The organism is Streptomyces sp. SDr-06 (assembly GCF_003324565.1).
Classification (GTDB): Bacteria; Actinomycetota; Actinomycetes; order Streptomycetales; family Streptomycetaceae; genus Streptomyces.
The window spans coordinates 191,545-207,718 of record NZ_QOLA01000014.1 but is presented as its reverse complement, the minus strand read 5'-3'; the positions used below and the strand labels follow the sequence as shown (position 1 = coordinate 207,718).

The following is a 16,174-nucleotide window of genomic DNA, read 5'->3' as shown; positions in this document are numbered from 1 at the left end:
GCGCCCCTGTCGTGTTGCGCTCGGACCGGCTCAGACCGATGTCGTCCGCACCGCCGGGCGGCGGCTGGCGATGACCCGCTTCGCCAGCGCCTTCGGGCTGGTCAGGAAGCCGTAGCCCCAGGACATGTGCATGGTGGCGAGCGCCACCGGGATCTGGGCGCGGGCCTTGAGCGACAGGCCCCGGCCCGCGGGCAGCGAGCCCGCGGTGATCGCGGCGAGGTAGCCGGCCGGGACCACGAAGCCCCACGGCGTCACCAGCGCGCCCACCACGACGCCCGCGGCGATCGCGCAGACGGCGGTCGGCGGGGCCAGGTAGCGCAGGTTGATGGAGCCCTCGTGGTAGCGCGCCACCACATGGCGCCAACGCCCGTAGTCCTTGTACTGCTTGGCCAGCGCCTTCACCGAAGGCCGGGGCCGGTACTGGACCTTGAGCTCGGGCGAGAACCAGATGAGACCGCCGGCCTCCCTGATCCGAAAGTTCAGCTCCCAGTCCTGGGCGCGGATGAACTCCTCGTTGTAGCCGCCCTGCTGTTCCAGCGCCTCGCGGCGGAAGACACCCAGGTACACAGTCTCGGCGGGCCCGGCCGCGCCGCCCGTGTGGAAGGCCGCGTTGCCGACGCCGATCTTCGAGGTCATCGCGGCCGCGACCGCGTCCTCCCAGGCGTTCTCGCCCTCGGCGTGCATGATGCCGCCGACGTTCTGCGCGCCGGTCTCCTCCAGGAGGCGTACGGCGGTGGCGATGTAGTTCGGCGACAGCATGCCGTGGCCGTCGACGCGTACCACGACCGGGTGGCGGGAGGCCTTGATGGCGGCGTTCAGGGCCGCGGGCGTGCGTCCGGTGGGATTGGGGACCGTGTGGACCCGCGGGTCCTCGGCCACCAGCTCGGCGGCGATCTCGTCGGTACGGTCCGTGGACGGGCCGAGCGCGATCACCACCTCCATCTCGCCCGCGTACTCCTGCTCCAGGATGTGACGGACCGAGTTGCGCAGATGCCGCTCCTCATTGAGGACCGGCATGATCACGGAAACAGCAGGCGTGGCGTTCATCGGTGGTCACGTTACCGCGAATGGGGGACACGGTCGCGCGGCGGCCGGGGCGGCGCCCGGGGTAGCTGATCGTATGGGCCTACGGTGCTCGAGATCCCCCTGTCACCCGCGGAGGTCCCCGTGCCCACGCCGCCCCGTCCGCGCCCCGTACGACCCGGTCACCCGCGCGCGAGACAGCAGGACGAGCGCCCCCGCTGGGGCATGCGGCTCGCGACCACGCTGTCCGTGCTGGTGCTCGGCGCGGGCGGGGTCGGGCACGCGGTGATGACCAGCCTGGACGGCGGGATCGGCCGGGTGGACCCGTTCCGGGACATGAAGAACCGGCCGCAGGGCAGCCGGGGCACCAACATCCTGCTGGTCGGCACCGACGGGCGGGACAAGATCACGCCGGAGGAGAAGCAGAAGTACCGGCTCGGCGGGGCGCCCTGCCACTGCACGGACACGATCATGATGGTGCACGTCTCGGCGGAGCGGGACCGGGTGAGCGTGGTGAGCCTGCCGCGCGACTCCTACGCCGAGGTCCCCGAGCGCACCGACGAGGACACCGGCCGGCACCATCCGGGTCACCCGGTGAAGCTGAACGCGGCGTACGCGGAGGGCGGCCCCGCGCTCACCGTGAGCACCATCGAGAACATGACCGGCCTGAAGATCGACCACTATCTGGAGGTCGACTTCACCAGCTTCATGAAGACCGTCGACGTGGTCGGCGGCGTGCAGATCTGCACGGCGCGCCCCATGAAGGACTCCTACACCGGCATCGACCTCGCCGCGGGCACCCACCAGCTGAACGGCGGCGAGGCGCTCCAGTACGTGCGCTCCCGGCACACCGACGGCTCCGCCGACCTCGGCCGGATGCAGCGCCAGCAGCGCTTCCTGGCCGCCCTGGTCGCGAAGGCGACGAGCAACGGGGTGCTCCTGAACCCGGTGAAGTTCCGCGAGGTCGCCTCGTCGCTGCTGTCCTCGGTCCGCGCCGACGAGGGCTTCGGGGTCGAGGAGATGCTGAGCTTCAGCTCCGCGATGAAGGGGTTCTCGCCCTCGTCGTCGGACTTCACGACGGTGCCGCTGGGGCAGCTGAGCTTCCCCGTCAAGGGCATCGGCTCGACCGTGAAGTGGGACGACGCCAAGGCGAAGAAGCTGTTCCAGCTGCTGCGCGAGGACAAGCCGCTGGCCCCGCACGCCCCGCCGAAGCCCGCGCCGCAGCCGGCCGTCAAGGACGCCAAGCCCCCGCGCAGGGGCCCCGGCGCGATCGTCGAGGTCGCCCCCGAGCAGATCAGGGTGCAGGTCTACAACGGGACCCGCACCGACGGGCTCGGCCGCCGCGTGGACGACGCGCTGCACGCCACGGGCTTCCGGACCAGCGGCTCCCCCCAGCCGAGCGCCAACCTCGACATGCGCCGCACGCTGATCGAGTACGACCCGCGCTGGGACCGCTCGGCGAGGTCGCTCGCCATCGCCCTGCCGGGCAGCGAGCTGCGCCCGGTCAAGGGGCTCGGCGCCACGATGAAGGTGACGGCGGGCGCCGACTTCAAGGACGTGGTCCCGGTCCGGGCCGAGGAGCAGCCGCAGGGCGACTTCGGCACGGTCACCGGCGACCAGGTGGTCTGCCCCTGACGCCCCAGCGGCACCACCCGCGGACCGCTCAGTCGTCCAGGCCCTCCGCGGCCCGCTTCTCGCGCAGGTCCATGATCGCGCGGCGCCGGGCGAGCCGGTGGGTGCGGCGGATCTGGGCCTCCTGGTAGCGGCGCTCGTCGCGCTCGGTCTCCGGGAGCACCGGCGGCACCCGGCGGGGCTTGCCGTCGGCGTCGACTGCCGCGAAGACCAGGTAGGCCGAGCCCACCTGCTGGGCCGGGGTCGACTCGTTCCAGCGCTCGGCGAGCACCCGCACGCCGACCTCCATCGAGGACCGTCCCGTCCAGTTGACCTGCGCCTTCACATGCACCAGGTCGCCGACCCTGACCGGCATCAGGAACGCCATCTCGTCCATGGAGGCGGTGACGGCCGGGCCGCCCGAGTGGCGCCCGGCCACCGCGCCCGCGGCGTCGTCCACCAGCTTCATGATCACTCCGCCGTGCACCGTGCCCAGGAGGTTGGTGTCATGGGTGGTCATGATGTGGCTCAGGGTGGTTCGGGAGGCCGAGGTCGGCTTGCCCGGAAGATCAGTCATGCGTTCCACTTTATGCGGCCCGCGCGCCGGGGCTCATTGCATCAGCCTTGCAACAGCCCTGCCCCGAATTCCACCCTGCCCTGTCAGGCGCACGGGAGGGCCGTGCATGCTGGACGGCATGAACCAATGGCCCGACGACCGGGGTGGCAGCGCCCGCGGAAACGGTGACGACGCCTACGGCCGCGGCAGCTCCGCCGCCCAGCCGGAGGGTGCCCGCCGGATGCGGCACGTCCAGCGGTCCGCACCCGTACCCCCCTCGCAGCGTCCGGTACCGCGGCAGCAGCCCGGGTACGACGGCGGCTACGGACAGCAGCAGTACGCCCAGGGCGCCCCCGGGGTGCCCGGACAGTCCGGCGCGTACGACAGCGGCTACAGCGAGGGCCACGTCTACGGCAGCCCGGCCGGGCGGGGTCCCGCGGGTCCCGGCGGCCCGGGCGGTCCGCGGCCCGGGGCGGCGCCGAACTGGCGCAAGCGCATCACCATCGGGGTGCTGAGCCTGGTCGTCGTGCTCGTGGTCGCCTCGGTGGCCACGTACTTCTGGGCGGACGGCAAGGTGCGCCGCGAGGTCGACCTCTCCAAGGTCATCGACCGGCCCGGCGAGGGCAAGGGCACCAACTACCTGATCGTCGGCTCGGACTCCCGCGACGGCCTGTCCGACGCGGAGAAGAAGAAGCTGCACACCGGCTCGGCCGAGGGCAAGCGGACCGACTCGATGATCCTGCTGCACGTCGGCGACAACGGGAACACGATGGTGTCGCTGCCGCGCGACTCCTGGGTGACGATCCCCAGCTTCAAGGGCTCCCAGAGCGGAAAGACGTTCCCGTCCAAGGGCAAGGACAAGCTGAACGCCGCGTTCTCGATCGACGGCCCCGAACTGCTGGTCCGTACCGTCGAGGCGAATACCGGACTGCACATCGACCATTACGCGGAGATCGGCTTCGCGGGATTCGCGAACATCGTGGACGCGGTCGGCGGCGTGGAACTCGATATTCCGCAGGACATCAAGGACAAGGATTCCGGCGCGGACTTCAAGAAGGGCAAGCAGACCCTCAACGGCCAGCAGGCGCTCGCGTTCGTCCGCAACCGGCACGGCTATGCCGCCGGTGACCTGGAGCGCACCAAGAACCAGCAGAGGTTCCTGTCCGCGCTCGCCAGCCAGACGGCCACGCCGACGACCGTCCTCAACCCGTTCAAGCTGTACCCGGTGATGGGCGCGGGCCTGGACACCCTCATCGTGGACAAGGACATGGGCCTGTTCGACCTGGGCTCCATGTTCTGGGCGATGAAGGGCATCACGAGCGGCGACGGCATCTCGATGAACATGCCGGTCGCCGGTGACGGCCCGCAGACGTCGCTGCTGTGGGACAAGCCGAAGGTCACGCAGCTGGTGAACGAGCTGAAGAACGACGACAAGGTCACGGTCAAGTAGCCGCCGGGGCACGGGCGTTGACCCGTCGCGCATGACATGAGTCACAGAGAAACCACGGCAACCGTGGGCAACTGCCCCGGGTTGCCGTGATTTGCCCGCCGCCGGGCGTCCGCGAGACGCCTGGCGGCGGGCTTTTTTCCGCTTCCCCCGCGGCATCCGGCGCCCTACGATCACGGCCTGTTTCTTTTCCATTCTTTTGGACTCGGCAGACTCAACAAAGGGCTCACGTGAAGATAAGCCGTACTCTCGCGACGGCCGTCGCCGCCGCCGTCACGACCCCCGCACTGCTGCTTTCCGCGACCCCGGCATTCGCCGACGGAAAACCGCCGGCGCTCACCGCGAAGAAGCCCACGATCGCCGAGCTCGAAAAGGCCGCGGCCGACGCGCAGAAGGCGTACGAAAAGGCGTCCGCGGACGAGAGCGACGCGCGCAAGGCCCTCGCCTCCCTGGACACCTCCCCGGCCCTCGTGGCCCTGGGCAAGGCCCAGAAGGACGCCGACGAGGCCACCCGCGCCAAGGCCGCCGCCGACCAGGAGCTCGCCGACGCGAAGACCTGGCTGAGCGCCCTGCCCACCACCGCGAGCCCGGTCGACCAGGACCTCGCGGCGCAGCGCGTCGCCAAGGCCGAGGAGGCCGTGAAGGGCGCCGGGACGGCGAAGACCGAGGCGGCCGGCAGGCTCGCCACGGCCAAGGCGGCGGCGGACAAGGTCCAGGACGCGGCGAAGGACGCGCTCGACCGGGCCAAGAGCGCCACCATCAAGGCCCTCGCCGACAAGAAGGCCGCCGACCAGGCACTGGCCGACGCCAAGGCGGACCCGGGCCCGAGCACCGAGTGCACGCAGGACGCCTCCCTCACGACGGCTCTGAGCGGCTTCCCGTCGCAGATCGCCGCGGGCACCAGCGCCGACTTCTCGATCCGGCTGACCAACGGGACCGGCAAGACCCTGGACCGGCTCTGGCCGTTCGTCTTCGCCTATGTGGACGGCAAGGGCGGCGGCAAGGACATCGACAAGCTGGTGCATCTCCAGTGGTCCGAGGCGGGCTCGGACGGCTGGAAGGAACTGCCGCTCAACCAGGCGGGTCCGGTCACCCACCTCGCGGCGGGCAAGAGCGCCGATCTGAAGCTGCGCATGAGGGTCGACGGCGCGACCCCGGTGGGCCGGGCCGACCTGTTCGTGGCCGCCGACTACCGCAACGCGGACGGCACCTGCGGCGGGACCCCGAGCCAGGCCCGGTACGAGTTCGACGTCCTGGCCGTCGGCGGGAAGCCCAGCAGGACGGGCGAGTCGCAGCCGACCACGGCGCCCCGCGCCCAGGGCGGCGCGGCGGCGGTTCCGCTGTCCGCCACCACCGCCCCGGCGGACGGCGCCCTGGCCGAGACCGGCTCGTCGGCCGTGCCCCAGCTCGCCCTCGCGGGCGGCGCGGCGGTGGCCCTGGGCGCCGGGGCGATCGTGCTCGTACGCCGCCGCAGGTCCGTGCGGGACTGAACGCCCGCGGCACGGCGCAGGGCCCGCACCCTCGGGCGAGGATGCGGGCCCTGCGTCAACTCCCTTACGGTTACGGCAGGTTGCGGGACATCACGATCCGCTGGACCTGGTTCGTACCCTCGTAGATCTGGGTGATCTTCGCGTCGCGCATCATGCGCTCGACCGGGTAGTCGCGGGTGTAGCCGTAACCGCCGAGGAGCTGGACGGCGTCCGTGGTGATCTCCATGGCGACGTCGGAGGCGAAGCACTTGGCGGCGGCGCCGAAGAACGTCAGGTCCGAGTCGAGGCGCTCGGACTTGGCGGCGGCCGAGTAGGTGAGCTGGCGGGCGGCCTCCAGCTTCATGGCCATGTCGGCCAGCATGAACTGGATGCCCTGGAAGTCGGCGATCGCCTTGCCGAACTGCTTGCGCTCCTGGACGTAGCCCTTGGCGTAGTCGAGGGCGCCCTGCGCGATGCCGAGGGCCTGGGCCGCGATGGTGATGCGGGTGTGGTCCAGGGTCTTCATGGCGGTCGCGAAGCCCGTGCCCTCCTCGCCGATCATGCGGTCGAGGGGGATGCGGACGTTGTCGAGGTAGACCTCGCGGGTCGGCGAGCCTTTGATGCCGAGCTTCTTCTCCGGAGCGCCGAAGGAGACGCCCTCGTCCGACTTCTCGACGACGAAGGCGCTGATGCCCTTCGAGCGCTTCTCCGGGTCGGTCACCGCCATGACCGTGTAGTACTCGCTCTCGCCCGCGTTGGTGATCCAGCGCTTCACGCCGTTGAGGACCCAGAAGTCCCCGTCGCGGACGGCCTTGGTCTTCATGCCGGCGGCGTCCGAGCCCGCGTCCGGCTCGGAGAGGCAGTACGAGAACATGCCCTCGCCCTTGGCCAGCGGGCCCAGGTACTTCTTCTTCAGCTCCTCGGAGCCGGAGAGGATCACCGGGAGCGAGCCGAGCTTGTTCACGGCCGGGATCAGGGAGGAGGAGGCGCAGACCCGTGCGACCTCCTCGATCACGATGACGGTGGCCAGCGCGTCGGCGCCCGCGCCGCCGTACTCCTCCGGCACGTGCACGGCGTGCAGGTCGTTGGCGACCAGCGCCTCCAGCGCCTCACGGGGGAAGCGGGCCTGCTCGTCGACCTCGGCCGCGTACGGGCCGATCTTGGCCTCGGAGAGCGAGCGGATGGCGTCGCGGAGCATGTCGTGCTCCTCGGACGGGCGGTACAGGTCGAACTCCGAGTTGCCCGTGTGTCCTGCGTTTCCAGCCGTTCCGGCCAAGGTCTCTCACTCCCCAAGGGACGCTAACTACCGTTAAGTAACCTAATTTTAGGGGGCAGGGCCGTCCCAGGCATACGTGAGCTTGGCGACAGCCCGCAAAAGGGGCCTGCCGGGGCCCGACTATGCTCGGTCCCCGCGTTTGCCGTCCGTACGCCCGTCTCCCCGAGCCCGCACTTCAGGAGCACCGCATGGCCCTCAAGATCACTGTGATCGGCACCGGATACCTCGGCGCCACCCATGCCGCGGCCATGGCGGAGCTGGGGTTCGAGGTGCTGGGTCTCGACGTGGTCCCGGAGAAGATCGAGATGCTGGGGCGGGGGCGTGTCCCCATGTACGAGCCCGGCCTCGAAGAGCTGCTGCAAAAGCACGTCGCGGGCATCGAGGGCTCCAGCGGGCGGCTGCGCTTCACCACCTCCTGGGAGGAGGTCGGGGCCTTCGGCGACGTGCACTTCGTGTGCGTGAACACCCCGCAGAAGCACGGCGAGTACGCCTGTGACATGAGCTTCGTCGACGCGGCCTTCGGCTCGCTCGCCCCGCACCTGGCGGACGGCGCGCTGGTCGTGGGCAAGTCCACGGTGCCGGTCGGCTCGGCGGCCCGGCTCGCGGCGGCGCTGCCGGAGGGCGTGGAGCTGGCGTGGAACCCGGAGTTCCTGCGGGAGGGCTTCGCCGTCGACGACACCCTGCACCCGGACCGGATCGTGGTCGGCGTCGAGAGCGAGCGCGCCGAGAAGCTGCTCCGCGAGGTGTACGCGGGGCCGGTCGCGGAGGGGTCGCCGTTCGTCGTGACCGACTTCCCGACCGCCGAGCTGGTGAAGACCGCGGCCAACTCCTTCCTCGCCACCAAGATCTCCTTCATCAACGCCATGGCCGAGGTGTGCGAGGCCGCCGACGGTGACGTGGTGAAGCTGGCCGAGGCCATCGGCCACGACGAGCGCATCGGGAAGAAGTTCCTGCGGGCCGGCATCGGCTTCGGCGGCGGCTGCCTGCCCAAGGACATCCGGGCGTTCATGGCGCGGGCCGGCGAGCTCGGCGCCGACCAGGCGCTCACCTTCCTGCGGGAGGTCGACTCGGTCAACATGCGCCGCCGCGGCCACATGGTGGAGCTGGCCCGCGAGGCGGTGGGCGGCGAGACCTTCCTCGGCAAGCGGGTCGCGGTGCTCGGCGCCACCTTCAAGCCCGACTCCGACGACGTGCGCGACTCCCCCGCGCTCAACGTCGCCGGGCAGATCCACCTCCAGGGCGGCCAGGTCACGGTGTACGACCCGAAGGGCATGGACAACGCCCGCCGTGTCTTCCCCACGCTCGGCTACGCCCCCTCCGCCCACGAAGCGGTGCGCGGCGCCGATGTGGTGCTGCACCTGACCGAGTGGCGCGAGTTCCGCGACCTCGACCCCGCCGAGCTCGCGAAGGCCGCGGCCACCCGGGTCATCCTGGACGGGCGCAACGCGCTGGACCCGGTCAAGTGGCGCGAGGCGGGCTGGACCTACCGCGCGATGGGCCGCCCGCGCGCCTGACGCCTCCGCCCCGCCCGGTCAGGGCCCGTCGAGGTCCTCGATGGTGGCGTTCGACGGGGACCGGCGCGGGGCCGTGGCACGGGCCGCGAAATCCGCCTCCCGCACCACCCGGGTGAGGTTCTCCCAGGTCAGCGCCGCGATCTCGGATTCGGTCCAGCCCCGGTCGAGGAGCTCGGCGATCAGCGTCGGATAGCAGGAGGCGTCTTCGAGGCCGGGGGTGCGCGGCGCACCCGTGATCAGCCCGTACGTTCCCGAGAGGCCGACGTGCGAGGGCCCGGCCACGTCGCGCACCCGCTCGATGTGATCGGCCACGTCGCGCACGGACGTGCCCGGACCGCTCTGCTGGATCTGTTCGGGGGCGAAGCTCACCAGGCACACCCCGCCGTTCGCGCCGATCGCGTCGAGCAGCTCGTCGGAGGCGTTCAGCGGGTGCCTGGTGAGGGAGGCCGCCGCCGAGCGGGAGAGCAGCGCCGGGGCCTTGGCCGAGTCGAGGGTGCGGCGCCAGGTGGCGGAGGTCGCCCCCGAGAGGTCGAGCAGGATTCCGAGCCGGTTCGCCTCGCGCACCACTTCCAGGCCGAAGCGGGTCAGCCCCGGCTCGGTCCACCGGGTACCCGGGGTCAGCGCGAGGGCCCGCACCCCGAGGACGTGGTAGGACCGCAGGGTGCCGAGCGAGTCGCCCAGCGCGTGCGCGGCCACCGGGCCGAGGAACGAGGCGATGCGGCCGTGGTTGCGGGCGTCCGCTAGGTCCCCGGAGGTCAGCGCGAGGCGCAGCCACTCCGGGCAGGCGGCGATCAGCGAGCGGATCCGGTCGAGCCGTTCCAGGGTGACGCCGGCCGGGTCGGGGCACTCCGGGTCGGCGGTCAGCGCCCAGAACTGCGCGCCGACCCCGCCGGCCCGCAGCCGGGGGATGTCCGTGTCGAGCGAACTCTCGCCGACCTCCAGATCGTGCCAGGGGGCCTGCGCGAGCGTCTTCGCCAGGCTGTTGTACCCGTCGGCCACGGGGTGCGTGGCGAGCAGCGAACGGGCCCGGACGAGGCACTCGTCGCCGTCTTCCGGTGCGGGTACGGGTATGGCGTCCGGCCCGGCGGAGGTCGGCGCGTCGAGCTCGCCGACCGCCGCGGTGTCCTGGGGGTCGTCCTGCAGATCTGCCATGACGGGCTCCCGGTATCGGCGGTGACGGCAGTACCGACACGGTGTCATGGCGGGGCGGCGGGGTCGCGGCGAACGAAGCGTTCGGGCGACTCCGCGCACCCCGGCCCACCCCTGGGGCTCCGCCCCAGACCCCGGTTCGCGCCCGAACGGCGCTCGTCCTCAAACTCCCCCAAGGCCTCAAGGGCCAGGGGGACCCCCATGACGGGCTGAAGATGCCCATGCGGGCCAGCACCGACCCTGCCAGGGGCGCGGGGAACTGCGCGAGCAACCACGCACGGTCCGCGGGCGCCCTGGGGCTCCGCCCCAGACCCCGTTCGCGCCTTGAGGGCGCTCGTCCTCAAACTCCCCCAAGGCCTCAAGGGCCAGGGGGGACCCCCATGACGGGCTGAGGTTGCTCATGTGGGCCAGCACGATGCCGCCAAGGGGCGCGGGGAACTGCGCGAGAAGCGAGCACGGCCCGGGGACGAAAACGGGGCCAAGGGGCGCGGGGAACTGCGCGAGGAGCGGGCACGGTCCGCGGGCGAGAGCGGGGTCGAGGGCGAGCGGCCCCGCCCCGCCGGGGGGCGTCAGGTGTCCAGGGTGGGGAGGGTCGCGTTGGAGGGCCCCCGCGACAGGCGGAGGTCGCGGGAGACAGCCTCCGCGTCCCGCAGCACCCGCACCGCGTTCCCCCACGTCAGCTTCGCCAGATCCCCCGACGACCACCCGCGCGACAACAGCTCGGCCACCAGGTTCGGGTAGCCCGCCACGTCGTCCAGGCCGGACGGCGTGAAGGCGGTGCCGTCGAAGTCGCCACCGATGCCGATGTGGTCGACGCCCGCCACCTCGCGCATGTGGTCCAGGTGGTCCGCGACCGTCGCGGCCGTCGCGACGGGACGCGGGTTCGCCGCCTCAAAGGCCTCGTGGAGCTTCATGGCCTCCGGCGAGGTGTCGAGGTGGTGGAGCCCGTGCGCGCGCAGGTTCTCGTCGGCCGCCCGCGTCCACGCCACGGCCGCCGGGAGGATGAACTTCGGCACGAAGGTCGCCATCGCCACCCCGCCGTTGCCGGGCAGCTGGGCGAGCACGTCGTCCGGGATGTTGCGCGGGTGGTCGCAGATCGCCCGCGCGGAGGAGTGCGAGAAGATCACGGGGGCCGCCGTCGTGGCCAGCGCGTCCCGCATCGTCGTCGCCGCCACGTGCGAGAGGTCGACCAGCATGCCCAGGCGGTTCATCTCGCGGACGACCTCGTGGCCGAACGGCGAGAGCCCGCCCACGCCCGGCTCGTCCGTCGCCGAGTCCGCCCACGCGAGGTTGTCGTTGTGGGTCAGCGTCATGTAGCGCACGCCGAGCGCGTACAGCGCCCGCAGCGTGGCGAGGGAGTTGTTGATCGAGTGGCCGCCCTCGGCGCCCTTCAGGGAGGCGATCCGGCCCGCCGCGCGCGCCGCCTCCATGTCGTCCGCGGTGAGCGCGGGCGCCAGGTCGCCGGGGTAGCGCGCCAGCATCTGGTCGACGCAGTCGATCTGCTCCAGCGTCGCCGAGACCGCCTCGTCGCCCGCCAGGTCCGTCCGCACGTACACGGACCAGAACTGCGCGCCGACCCCGCCCGCGCGCAGCCGGGGGATGTCGGTGTGGGTGCGGCCGGTCAGATCGGTGGCGATGTCGCAGCGTTCGAGGTCGTAGCGGACCTTTTCGCGCAGCGCCCAGGGCAGGTCGTTGTGGCCGTCGACCACGGGGTGACGGGCGAGCAGCGCGCGGGCTTCGTCGAGACGGGTCACGGCGCTCACTTCCCGAATCCGAAGGCGCCCGAACCCTCGACCTTCGCCCGCAGCCGTTTGCCCTTCTCGGTGGCCTGGTGGTTCAGGTCCTGCTGGAACTCCCGCATGCGGGCCAGGAGTTCGCCGTCGTGCGCGGCCAGGATGCGGGCCGCCAGCAGGCCCGCGTTGCGCGCGCCGCCGACCGAGACGGTGGCCACCGGCACGCCCGCGGGCATCTGCACGATGGAGAGCAGCGAGTCCATGCCGTCGAGGTACTTGAGCGGCACCGGCACGCCGATGACGGGCAGCGGGGTGACCGAGGCCAGCATGCCGGGCAGGTGGGCGGCGCCGCCCGCGCCGGCGATGATCGCCTTCAGGCCGCGGCCCGCCGCGTCCTCGCCGTACGCGATCATCTCGTGCGGCATCCGGTGCGCGGAGACGACGCCGACCTCGTACGGGATCTCGAACTCGTCCAGCGCCTTGGCTGCGGCCTCCATGACCGGCCAGTCGGAGTCCGAGCCCATGACGATGCCGACGACGGGACCGGGTGCGATAGCGCTGCTCATTCGGTGATCGTTCCTCTGAGGTAGTCGGCTGCGTGGCGGGCCCGCTCGCGGACGTCCGCGAGGTCGTCGCCGTAGGTGTTGACGTGGCCCACCTTGCGGCCGGGCTTCACGTCCTTGCCATACATGTGGATCTTGAGCTGCGGGTCACGGGCCATGCAGTGCAGGTACGCGTAGTACATGTCCGGGTAGTCGCCGCCAAGGACGTTGCCCATCACGGTCCACTTCGACCGCGGGCGCGGGTCGCCCAGGGGGAGGTCGAGGACGGCACGCAGGTGGTTGGCGAACTGCGAGGTGATCGCGCCGTCCTGGGTCCAGTGGCCCGAGTTGTGCGGGCGCATCGCGAGCTCGTTGACGAGAATGCCCGGCACACCGTCGGCGTCGCGGGTCTCGAAGAGCTCGACCGCGAGGTGGCCGACGACGCCGAGTTCGGAGGCGATGCGCAGCGCGAGCTGCTGGGCCTGGCCCGCCAGTTCGTCGTCGAGATCGGGCGCGGGGGCGATCACCGTGTCGCAGACCCCGTCGACCTGGATCGACTCGACGACCGGGTAGGCCACGGCCTGGTCGCTGGGCGAGCGCACGACGTTGGCCGCCAGCTCGCGCACGAAGTCCACCTTCTCCTCGGCCAGGACCGCGACGCCCGCCTTGAAGGCGTCGGCCGCGTCGGCCTCGGAGCGTACGAACCACACGCCCTTGCCGTCGTAGCCGCCGACGACCGTCTTGAGGATGACGGGGAATCCGTCGCCCTCGGCGGCGAACGCCGAGACGTCGGACGGGTCCGACACGATGCGGTGGCGGGGGCAGGGCGCGCCGATCTCGCGGAGCCGGGCGCGCATCACCCCCTTGTCGTGGGCGTGCACCAACGCGTCGGGCCCCGGGCGGACGACGACGCCGTCCGCTTCCAGGGCCCGCAGGTGTTCGGTGGGCACGTGCTCGTGGTCGAAGGTGATCACGTCACAGCCGCGCGCGAAGTCACGCAGCGTGTCCAGGTCGCGATAGTCGCCGATGACGACGTCGCTCACCACCTGGGCCGCCGAGTCCTGCGGGGTGTCACTGAGGAGCTTGAATCTGATGCCGAGGGGGATGCCCGCCTCGTGGGTCATGCGGGCGAGCTGACCGCCGCCGACCATGCCGACTACCGGGAACGTCACGCCTCCAGGGTATCCGGCGCCCCGGTGGTGCCCGCAGGGCCGGGTTGTGCGGGCCGTTTTGCCAGTGCCCACGGGCGTCGCACCGAGGGGGTGGTTAGCATGGGCGGGTTGACTGGCACGAAAAGCACACCTACTCGGACGGGGCTGGGCGATCACCATGAGTGCACAGGGCGCGTCGCCTGGGCGACTGCGACTGCTCGTACGCGAGGTCGCCAAGTTCGGCGCTGTCGGCGGTCTCGGGGTGCTCGTGAACATGGGCGCCTTCAACCTGCTGCGGCACACGACCGAGCTCCAGGTGGTGCGGGCCAGCCTGCTGGCCACCGCGATCGCGATCGCCTTCAACTACGTGGGGTTCCGCTACTTCACCTACCGCGACCGCGAGAAGAGCGGCCGGGCCCGCGAGCTCACACTGTTCCTGCTGTTCAGCGTGGTCGGCGCGGTGATCGAGAACGGCATCCTGTACGCGGCGACGTACGGCTTCGGCTGGAACAGCCCGTGGCAGAACAACTTCTTCAAGTTCCTCGGCATCGGCCTCGGCACGCTGTTCCGGTTCTGGTCGTACCGCACGTGGGTGTTCCGGGCGCTGCCCGCCCGGGAGGCCGTGCAGACGGCCGAATCGTTTCTCGACGACCCCCGGCCCGTCACGCCCGCGAAGCGCTGACCGCCCCCGCTGAACCGCCCCGGTTCAGCGGATCGTCTCGGTCCGCTCCGGCTCCCGGCGCCCCCGCGCCTCCCGGCTGAGGAACAGCGCGAACACCGCGGGCTGCTGCTGGAGCATCTCCAGCCGGCCGCCGTCGGCCTCCGCGAGGTCGCGGGCGACCGCGAGGCCGATGCCGGTGGAGTTGCGGCCGCTGATGGTCCGCTCGAAGATCCGCGCGCCGAGGTCGGGACGCACTCCGGGGCCCTCGTCGGTGACCTCGACCACGGCCTGGTTGCCGATCACCCGGGTCCGCACCGCGACCGTGCCGCCGCCGTGCATCAGCGAGTTCTCGATCAGCGCGGCGAGCACCTGGGCGACCGCGCCCGGGGTGCCGACCGCCTTCAGACCGGTCTTGCCCGAGCGCACGATCGCGCGGCCCGCGCTGCGGTAGGCCGGGCGCCACTCCTCCAGCTGCTGCTTGACGACCTCGTCGAGCGAGAAGACCACGGCCGAACCGGTGCGCGGGTCACGGTTGTTGGTCAGCAGCCGCTCCACCACGTCGGTCAGCCGCTCGACCTGGGTGAGGGCGATCGTGGCCTCCTCCTTGACCGTGTCGAGGTCGTCGGTGAGGGCGATCTCCTCCAGGCGCATGGAGAGCGCGGTCAGCGGCGTGCGCAGCTGGTGCGAGGCGTCCGCGGCGAGCCGGCGCTCGGCGGTGAGCATCCGGCCGATCCGGTCGGCCGAGGAGTCGAGCACATCGGCGACCCGGTCGAGCTCGGGCACCCCGTACCGCTTGTGCCGCGGGCGCGGGTCGCCCGAGCCGAGCCGCTCGGCGGTCTCGGCGAGGTCGGTGAGCGGGGAGGCCAGCTTGTTCGCCTGGCGTACGGCCAGGAGCACCGCGGAGACGATGGCGAGCAGGGCCACCGCGCCGATGATCAGCAGGGTGCGGCCGACCTCCTTGGTGACCGTGGAGCGGGACTCCTCGACCAGGACGGCCTCGCCGCGCTCGCCCTCGGCGGTGCCCTTGATGACGGTGCCCTCGGGCTTGCGGCCGATCTCCATCACCGGGCGGCCCGGGATGGAGATGCGGGCGTACCGCTTGGGGTCGATCTGCTCGTTCAGAACCTGGGCGTTGATCGTCTCGTTCGCCAGGGTGCGGCTGTCGACGACGGAGACCAGCCGCAGCGCCTCGGAGTTCACGCTCTCCTGGGCGCTGCTGCTGATGGTCCGTGTCTCGACGATGACGAGGGAGACGCCGAAGACCGCGATCACCACGAGAACGACCGCGAGTGTGGAGTTGATCAGTCGACGGCGCATGTGCCCCGGTGCTCTAGCTCTTCTCGAAGCGGAAGCCGACTCCGCGGACGGTGGCGATGTAGCGCGGGTTGGCCGCGTCGTCGCCGAGCTTCTTGCGCAGCCACGAGATGTGCATGTCGAGCGTCTTGGTCGAGGACCACCAGGTGGTGTCCCAGACCTCGCGCATCAGCTGGTCACGGGTCACGACCCGGCCGGCGTCCCGCACCAGGACCCTGAGCAGGTCGAACTCCTTGGCGGTGAGCTGGAGCTCCTCGTCGCCCATCCAGGCGCGGTGCGACTCGACGTCGATCCGCACGCCGTGGGTGGCCGGCTGGGCCACCGGCTCGGTGGCGCCGCGCCGCAGCAGCGCCCGGACCCGCGCGAGCAGTTCGGCCAGGCGGAAGGGCTTGGTCACGTAGTCGTCGGCGCCGGCGTCCAGGCCGACGACGGTGTCCACCTCGTCGGCGCGGGCGGTGAGCACGAGGATCGGGACGGTGTGCCCCTCGGAGCGCAGCCTCCGGGCGACTTCGAGGCCGTCCATGCCGGGAAGCCCCAGGTCGAGCACGACCAGGTCGGCGCCCCCCTGCAGTCCGGCGTCGAGGGCGGTCGGGCCGTCCTCGCGGACCTCGACCTCGTAACCCTCCCTGCGCAGGGCGCGGGCCAGTGGCTCCGAGATGGAGGCGTCATCCTCGGCGAGCAGTACACGGGTCATGGAGGTGATGGTAGTCCGCGGCGGCGACAATGCG

Annotated in this window: 14 protein-coding genes; 5 read left to right on the top strand and 9 right to left on the bottom strand. The window is 71.6% G+C overall.

Going from position 1 to position 16,174, the window contains the following annotated elements; translation table 11 throughout:
• Positions 1-30: 30 nt before the first annotated feature.
• Positions 31-1,047, bottom strand: coding sequence for a glycosyltransferase family 2 protein (locus DT019_RS26110; RefSeq protein ID WP_114039349.1), 1,017 nt, complete (start codon positions 1,045-1,047; stop codon positions 31-33).
• A 201-nt stretch (positions 1,048-1,248) separates the two neighbouring features.
• On the opposite strand from DT019_RS26110, the gene DT019_RS26105 reads away from it, so the two are divergent.
• Positions 1,249-2,658 carry an LCP family protein gene (locus DT019_RS26105; protein WP_114039348.1) on the top strand — a complete coding sequence of 470 codons (1,410 nt, stop codon included), beginning with the start codon at positions 1,249-1,251 and terminating at the stop codon, positions 2,656-2,658.
• A 28-nt stretch (positions 2,659-2,686) separates the two neighbouring features.
• Here DT019_RS26105 and DT019_RS26100 read toward each other — a convergent pair whose 3' ends face one another.
• Positions 2,687-3,211, bottom strand: a complete 525-nt coding sequence (locus DT019_RS26100) for an acyl-CoA thioesterase (RefSeq protein ID WP_114039347.1) — start codon at positions 3,209-3,211, stop codon at positions 2,687-2,689.
• 118 nt (positions 3,212-3,329) lie between these two features.
• Between DT019_RS26100 and DT019_RS26095 the strand changes: the two genes are divergently transcribed.
• Together DT019_RS26095 and DT019_RS26090 are read left to right on the top strand one after the other, a co-directional pair.
• On the top strand, positions 3,330-4,640 hold the full coding sequence (locus tag DT019_RS26095) for an LCP family protein (protein WP_114039368.1): 1,311 nt from the start codon (positions 3,330-3,332) through the stop codon (positions 4,638-4,640).
• Positions 4,641-4,867: 227 nt separating this feature from the next.
• Positions 4,868-6,127, top strand: a complete 1,260-nt coding sequence (locus tag DT019_RS26090) for an LPXTG cell wall anchor domain-containing protein (RefSeq protein ID WP_114039346.1) — start codon at positions 4,868-4,870, stop codon at positions 6,125-6,127.
• A 70-nt stretch (positions 6,128-6,197) separates the two neighbouring features.
• Here DT019_RS26090 and DT019_RS26085 read toward each other — a convergent pair whose 3' ends face one another.
• The gene (locus tag DT019_RS26085) at positions 6,198-7,382 is read right to left on the bottom strand and encodes an acyl-CoA dehydrogenase family protein (protein ID WP_317617800.1); all 1,185 of its coding nucleotides are present in this window, start codon (positions 7,380-7,382) and stop codon (positions 6,198-6,200) included.
• Positions 7,383-7,570: 188 nt separating this feature from the next.
• Between DT019_RS26085 and DT019_RS26080 the strand changes: the two genes are divergently transcribed.
• On the top strand, positions 7,571-8,896 hold the full coding sequence (locus DT019_RS26080; protein ID WP_114039344.1) for a UDP-glucose dehydrogenase family protein: 1,326 nt from the start codon (positions 7,571-7,573) through the stop codon (positions 8,894-8,896).
• A gap of 18 nt (positions 8,897-8,914) precedes the next feature.
• Here the strand turns inward: DT019_RS26080 and DT019_RS26075 are convergent, their stop codons facing one another.
• The 4 genes from DT019_RS26075 to DT019_RS26060 form a co-directional block, all read right to left on the bottom strand.
• Positions 8,915-10,048, bottom strand: coding sequence for a dipeptidase (locus DT019_RS26075; protein ID WP_114039343.1), 1,134 nt, complete (start codon positions 10,046-10,048; stop codon positions 8,915-8,917).
• 566 nt (positions 10,049-10,614) lie between these two features.
• Positions 10,615-11,808 carry a dipeptidase gene (locus tag DT019_RS26070; protein WP_114039342.1) on the bottom strand — a complete coding sequence of 398 codons (1,194 nt, stop codon included), beginning with the start codon at positions 11,806-11,808 and terminating at the stop codon, positions 10,615-10,617.
• Positions 11,805-12,344, bottom strand: coding sequence for a 5-(carboxyamino)imidazole ribonucleotide mutase (purE, locus tag DT019_RS26065; protein ID WP_114039341.1), 540 nt, complete (start codon positions 12,342-12,344; stop codon positions 11,805-11,807). The genes DT019_RS26070 and purE overlap by 4 nt, the downstream gene beginning before the upstream one ends.
• Positions 12,341-13,492 (bottom strand): 5-(carboxyamino)imidazole ribonucleotide synthase, encoded by a 1,152-nt coding sequence (locus DT019_RS26060; RefSeq protein ID WP_114039340.1) that lies wholly within the window; start codon positions 13,490-13,492, stop codon positions 12,341-12,343. Before DT019_RS26060 ends, purE begins: the two co-directional genes overlap by 4 nt.
• Before the next feature lie 157 nt (positions 13,493-13,649).
• Here DT019_RS26060 and DT019_RS26055 point away from each other — a divergent pair, with 157 nt between their 5' ends.
• Positions 13,650-14,153 carry a GtrA family protein gene (locus tag DT019_RS26055; RefSeq protein WP_114039339.1) on the top strand — a complete coding sequence of 168 codons (504 nt, stop codon included), beginning with the start codon at positions 13,650-13,652 and terminating at the stop codon, positions 14,151-14,153.
• Positions 14,154-14,177: 24 nt separating this feature from the next.
• On the opposite strand, the gene DT019_RS26050 is transcribed toward DT019_RS26055, so the two are convergent.
• Both DT019_RS26050 and DT019_RS26045 read right to left on the bottom strand, forming a co-directional pair.
• Entirely contained in the window at positions 14,178-15,449 is a 1,272-nt protein-coding gene (locus DT019_RS26050; RefSeq protein WP_114039338.1) for an ATP-binding protein, read from the bottom strand.
• A gap of 13 nt (positions 15,450-15,462) precedes the next feature.
• Positions 15,463-16,140 carry a response regulator transcription factor gene (locus DT019_RS26045; protein ID WP_114039337.1) on the bottom strand — a complete coding sequence of 226 codons (678 nt, stop codon included), beginning with the start codon at positions 16,138-16,140 and terminating at the stop codon, positions 15,463-15,465.
• Between the last annotated feature and the right edge of the window lie 34 nt (positions 16,141-16,174).

Excerpts from the sequence above, each read along its gene's own strand:
- DT019_RS26080 (WP_114039344.1), top strand. The coding sequence starts at position 7,571 with ATGGCCCTCAAGATCACTGTGATCGGCACCGGATACCTCGGCGCCACC.
- DT019_RS26075 (WP_114039343.1), bottom strand. The coding sequence starts at position 10,048 with ATGGCAGATCTGCAGGACGACCCCCAGGACACCGCGGCGGTCGGCGAG.
- DT019_RS26100 (WP_114039347.1), bottom strand. The coding sequence starts at position 3,211 with ATGACTGATCTTCCGGGCAAGCCGACCTCGGCCTCCCGAACCACCCTG.
- purE (WP_114039341.1), bottom strand. The coding sequence starts at position 12,344 with ATGAGCAGCGCTATCGCACCCGGTCCCGTCGTCGGCATCGTCATGGGC.
- DT019_RS26110 (WP_114039349.1), bottom strand. The coding sequence starts at position 1,047 with ATGAACGCCACGCCTGCTGTTTCCGTGATCATGCCGGTCCTCAATGAG.
- DT019_RS26050 (WP_114039338.1), bottom strand. The coding sequence starts at position 15,449 with ATGCGCCGTCGACTGATCAACTCCACACTCGCGGTCGTTCTCGTGGTG.
- DT019_RS26095 (WP_114039368.1), top strand. The coding sequence starts at position 3,330 with ATGAACCAATGGCCCGACGACCGGGGTGGCAGCGCCCGCGGAAACGGT.
- DT019_RS26055 (WP_114039339.1), top strand. The coding sequence starts at position 13,650 with ATGAGTGCACAGGGCGCGTCGCCTGGGCGACTGCGACTGCTCGTACGC.
- DT019_RS26045 (WP_114039337.1), bottom strand. The coding sequence starts at position 16,140 with ATGACCCGTGTACTGCTCGCCGAGGATGACGCCTCCATCTCGGAGCCA.
- DT019_RS26105 (WP_114039348.1), top strand. The coding sequence starts at position 1,249 with ATGCGGCTCGCGACCACGCTGTCCGTGCTGGTGCTCGGCGCGGGCGGG.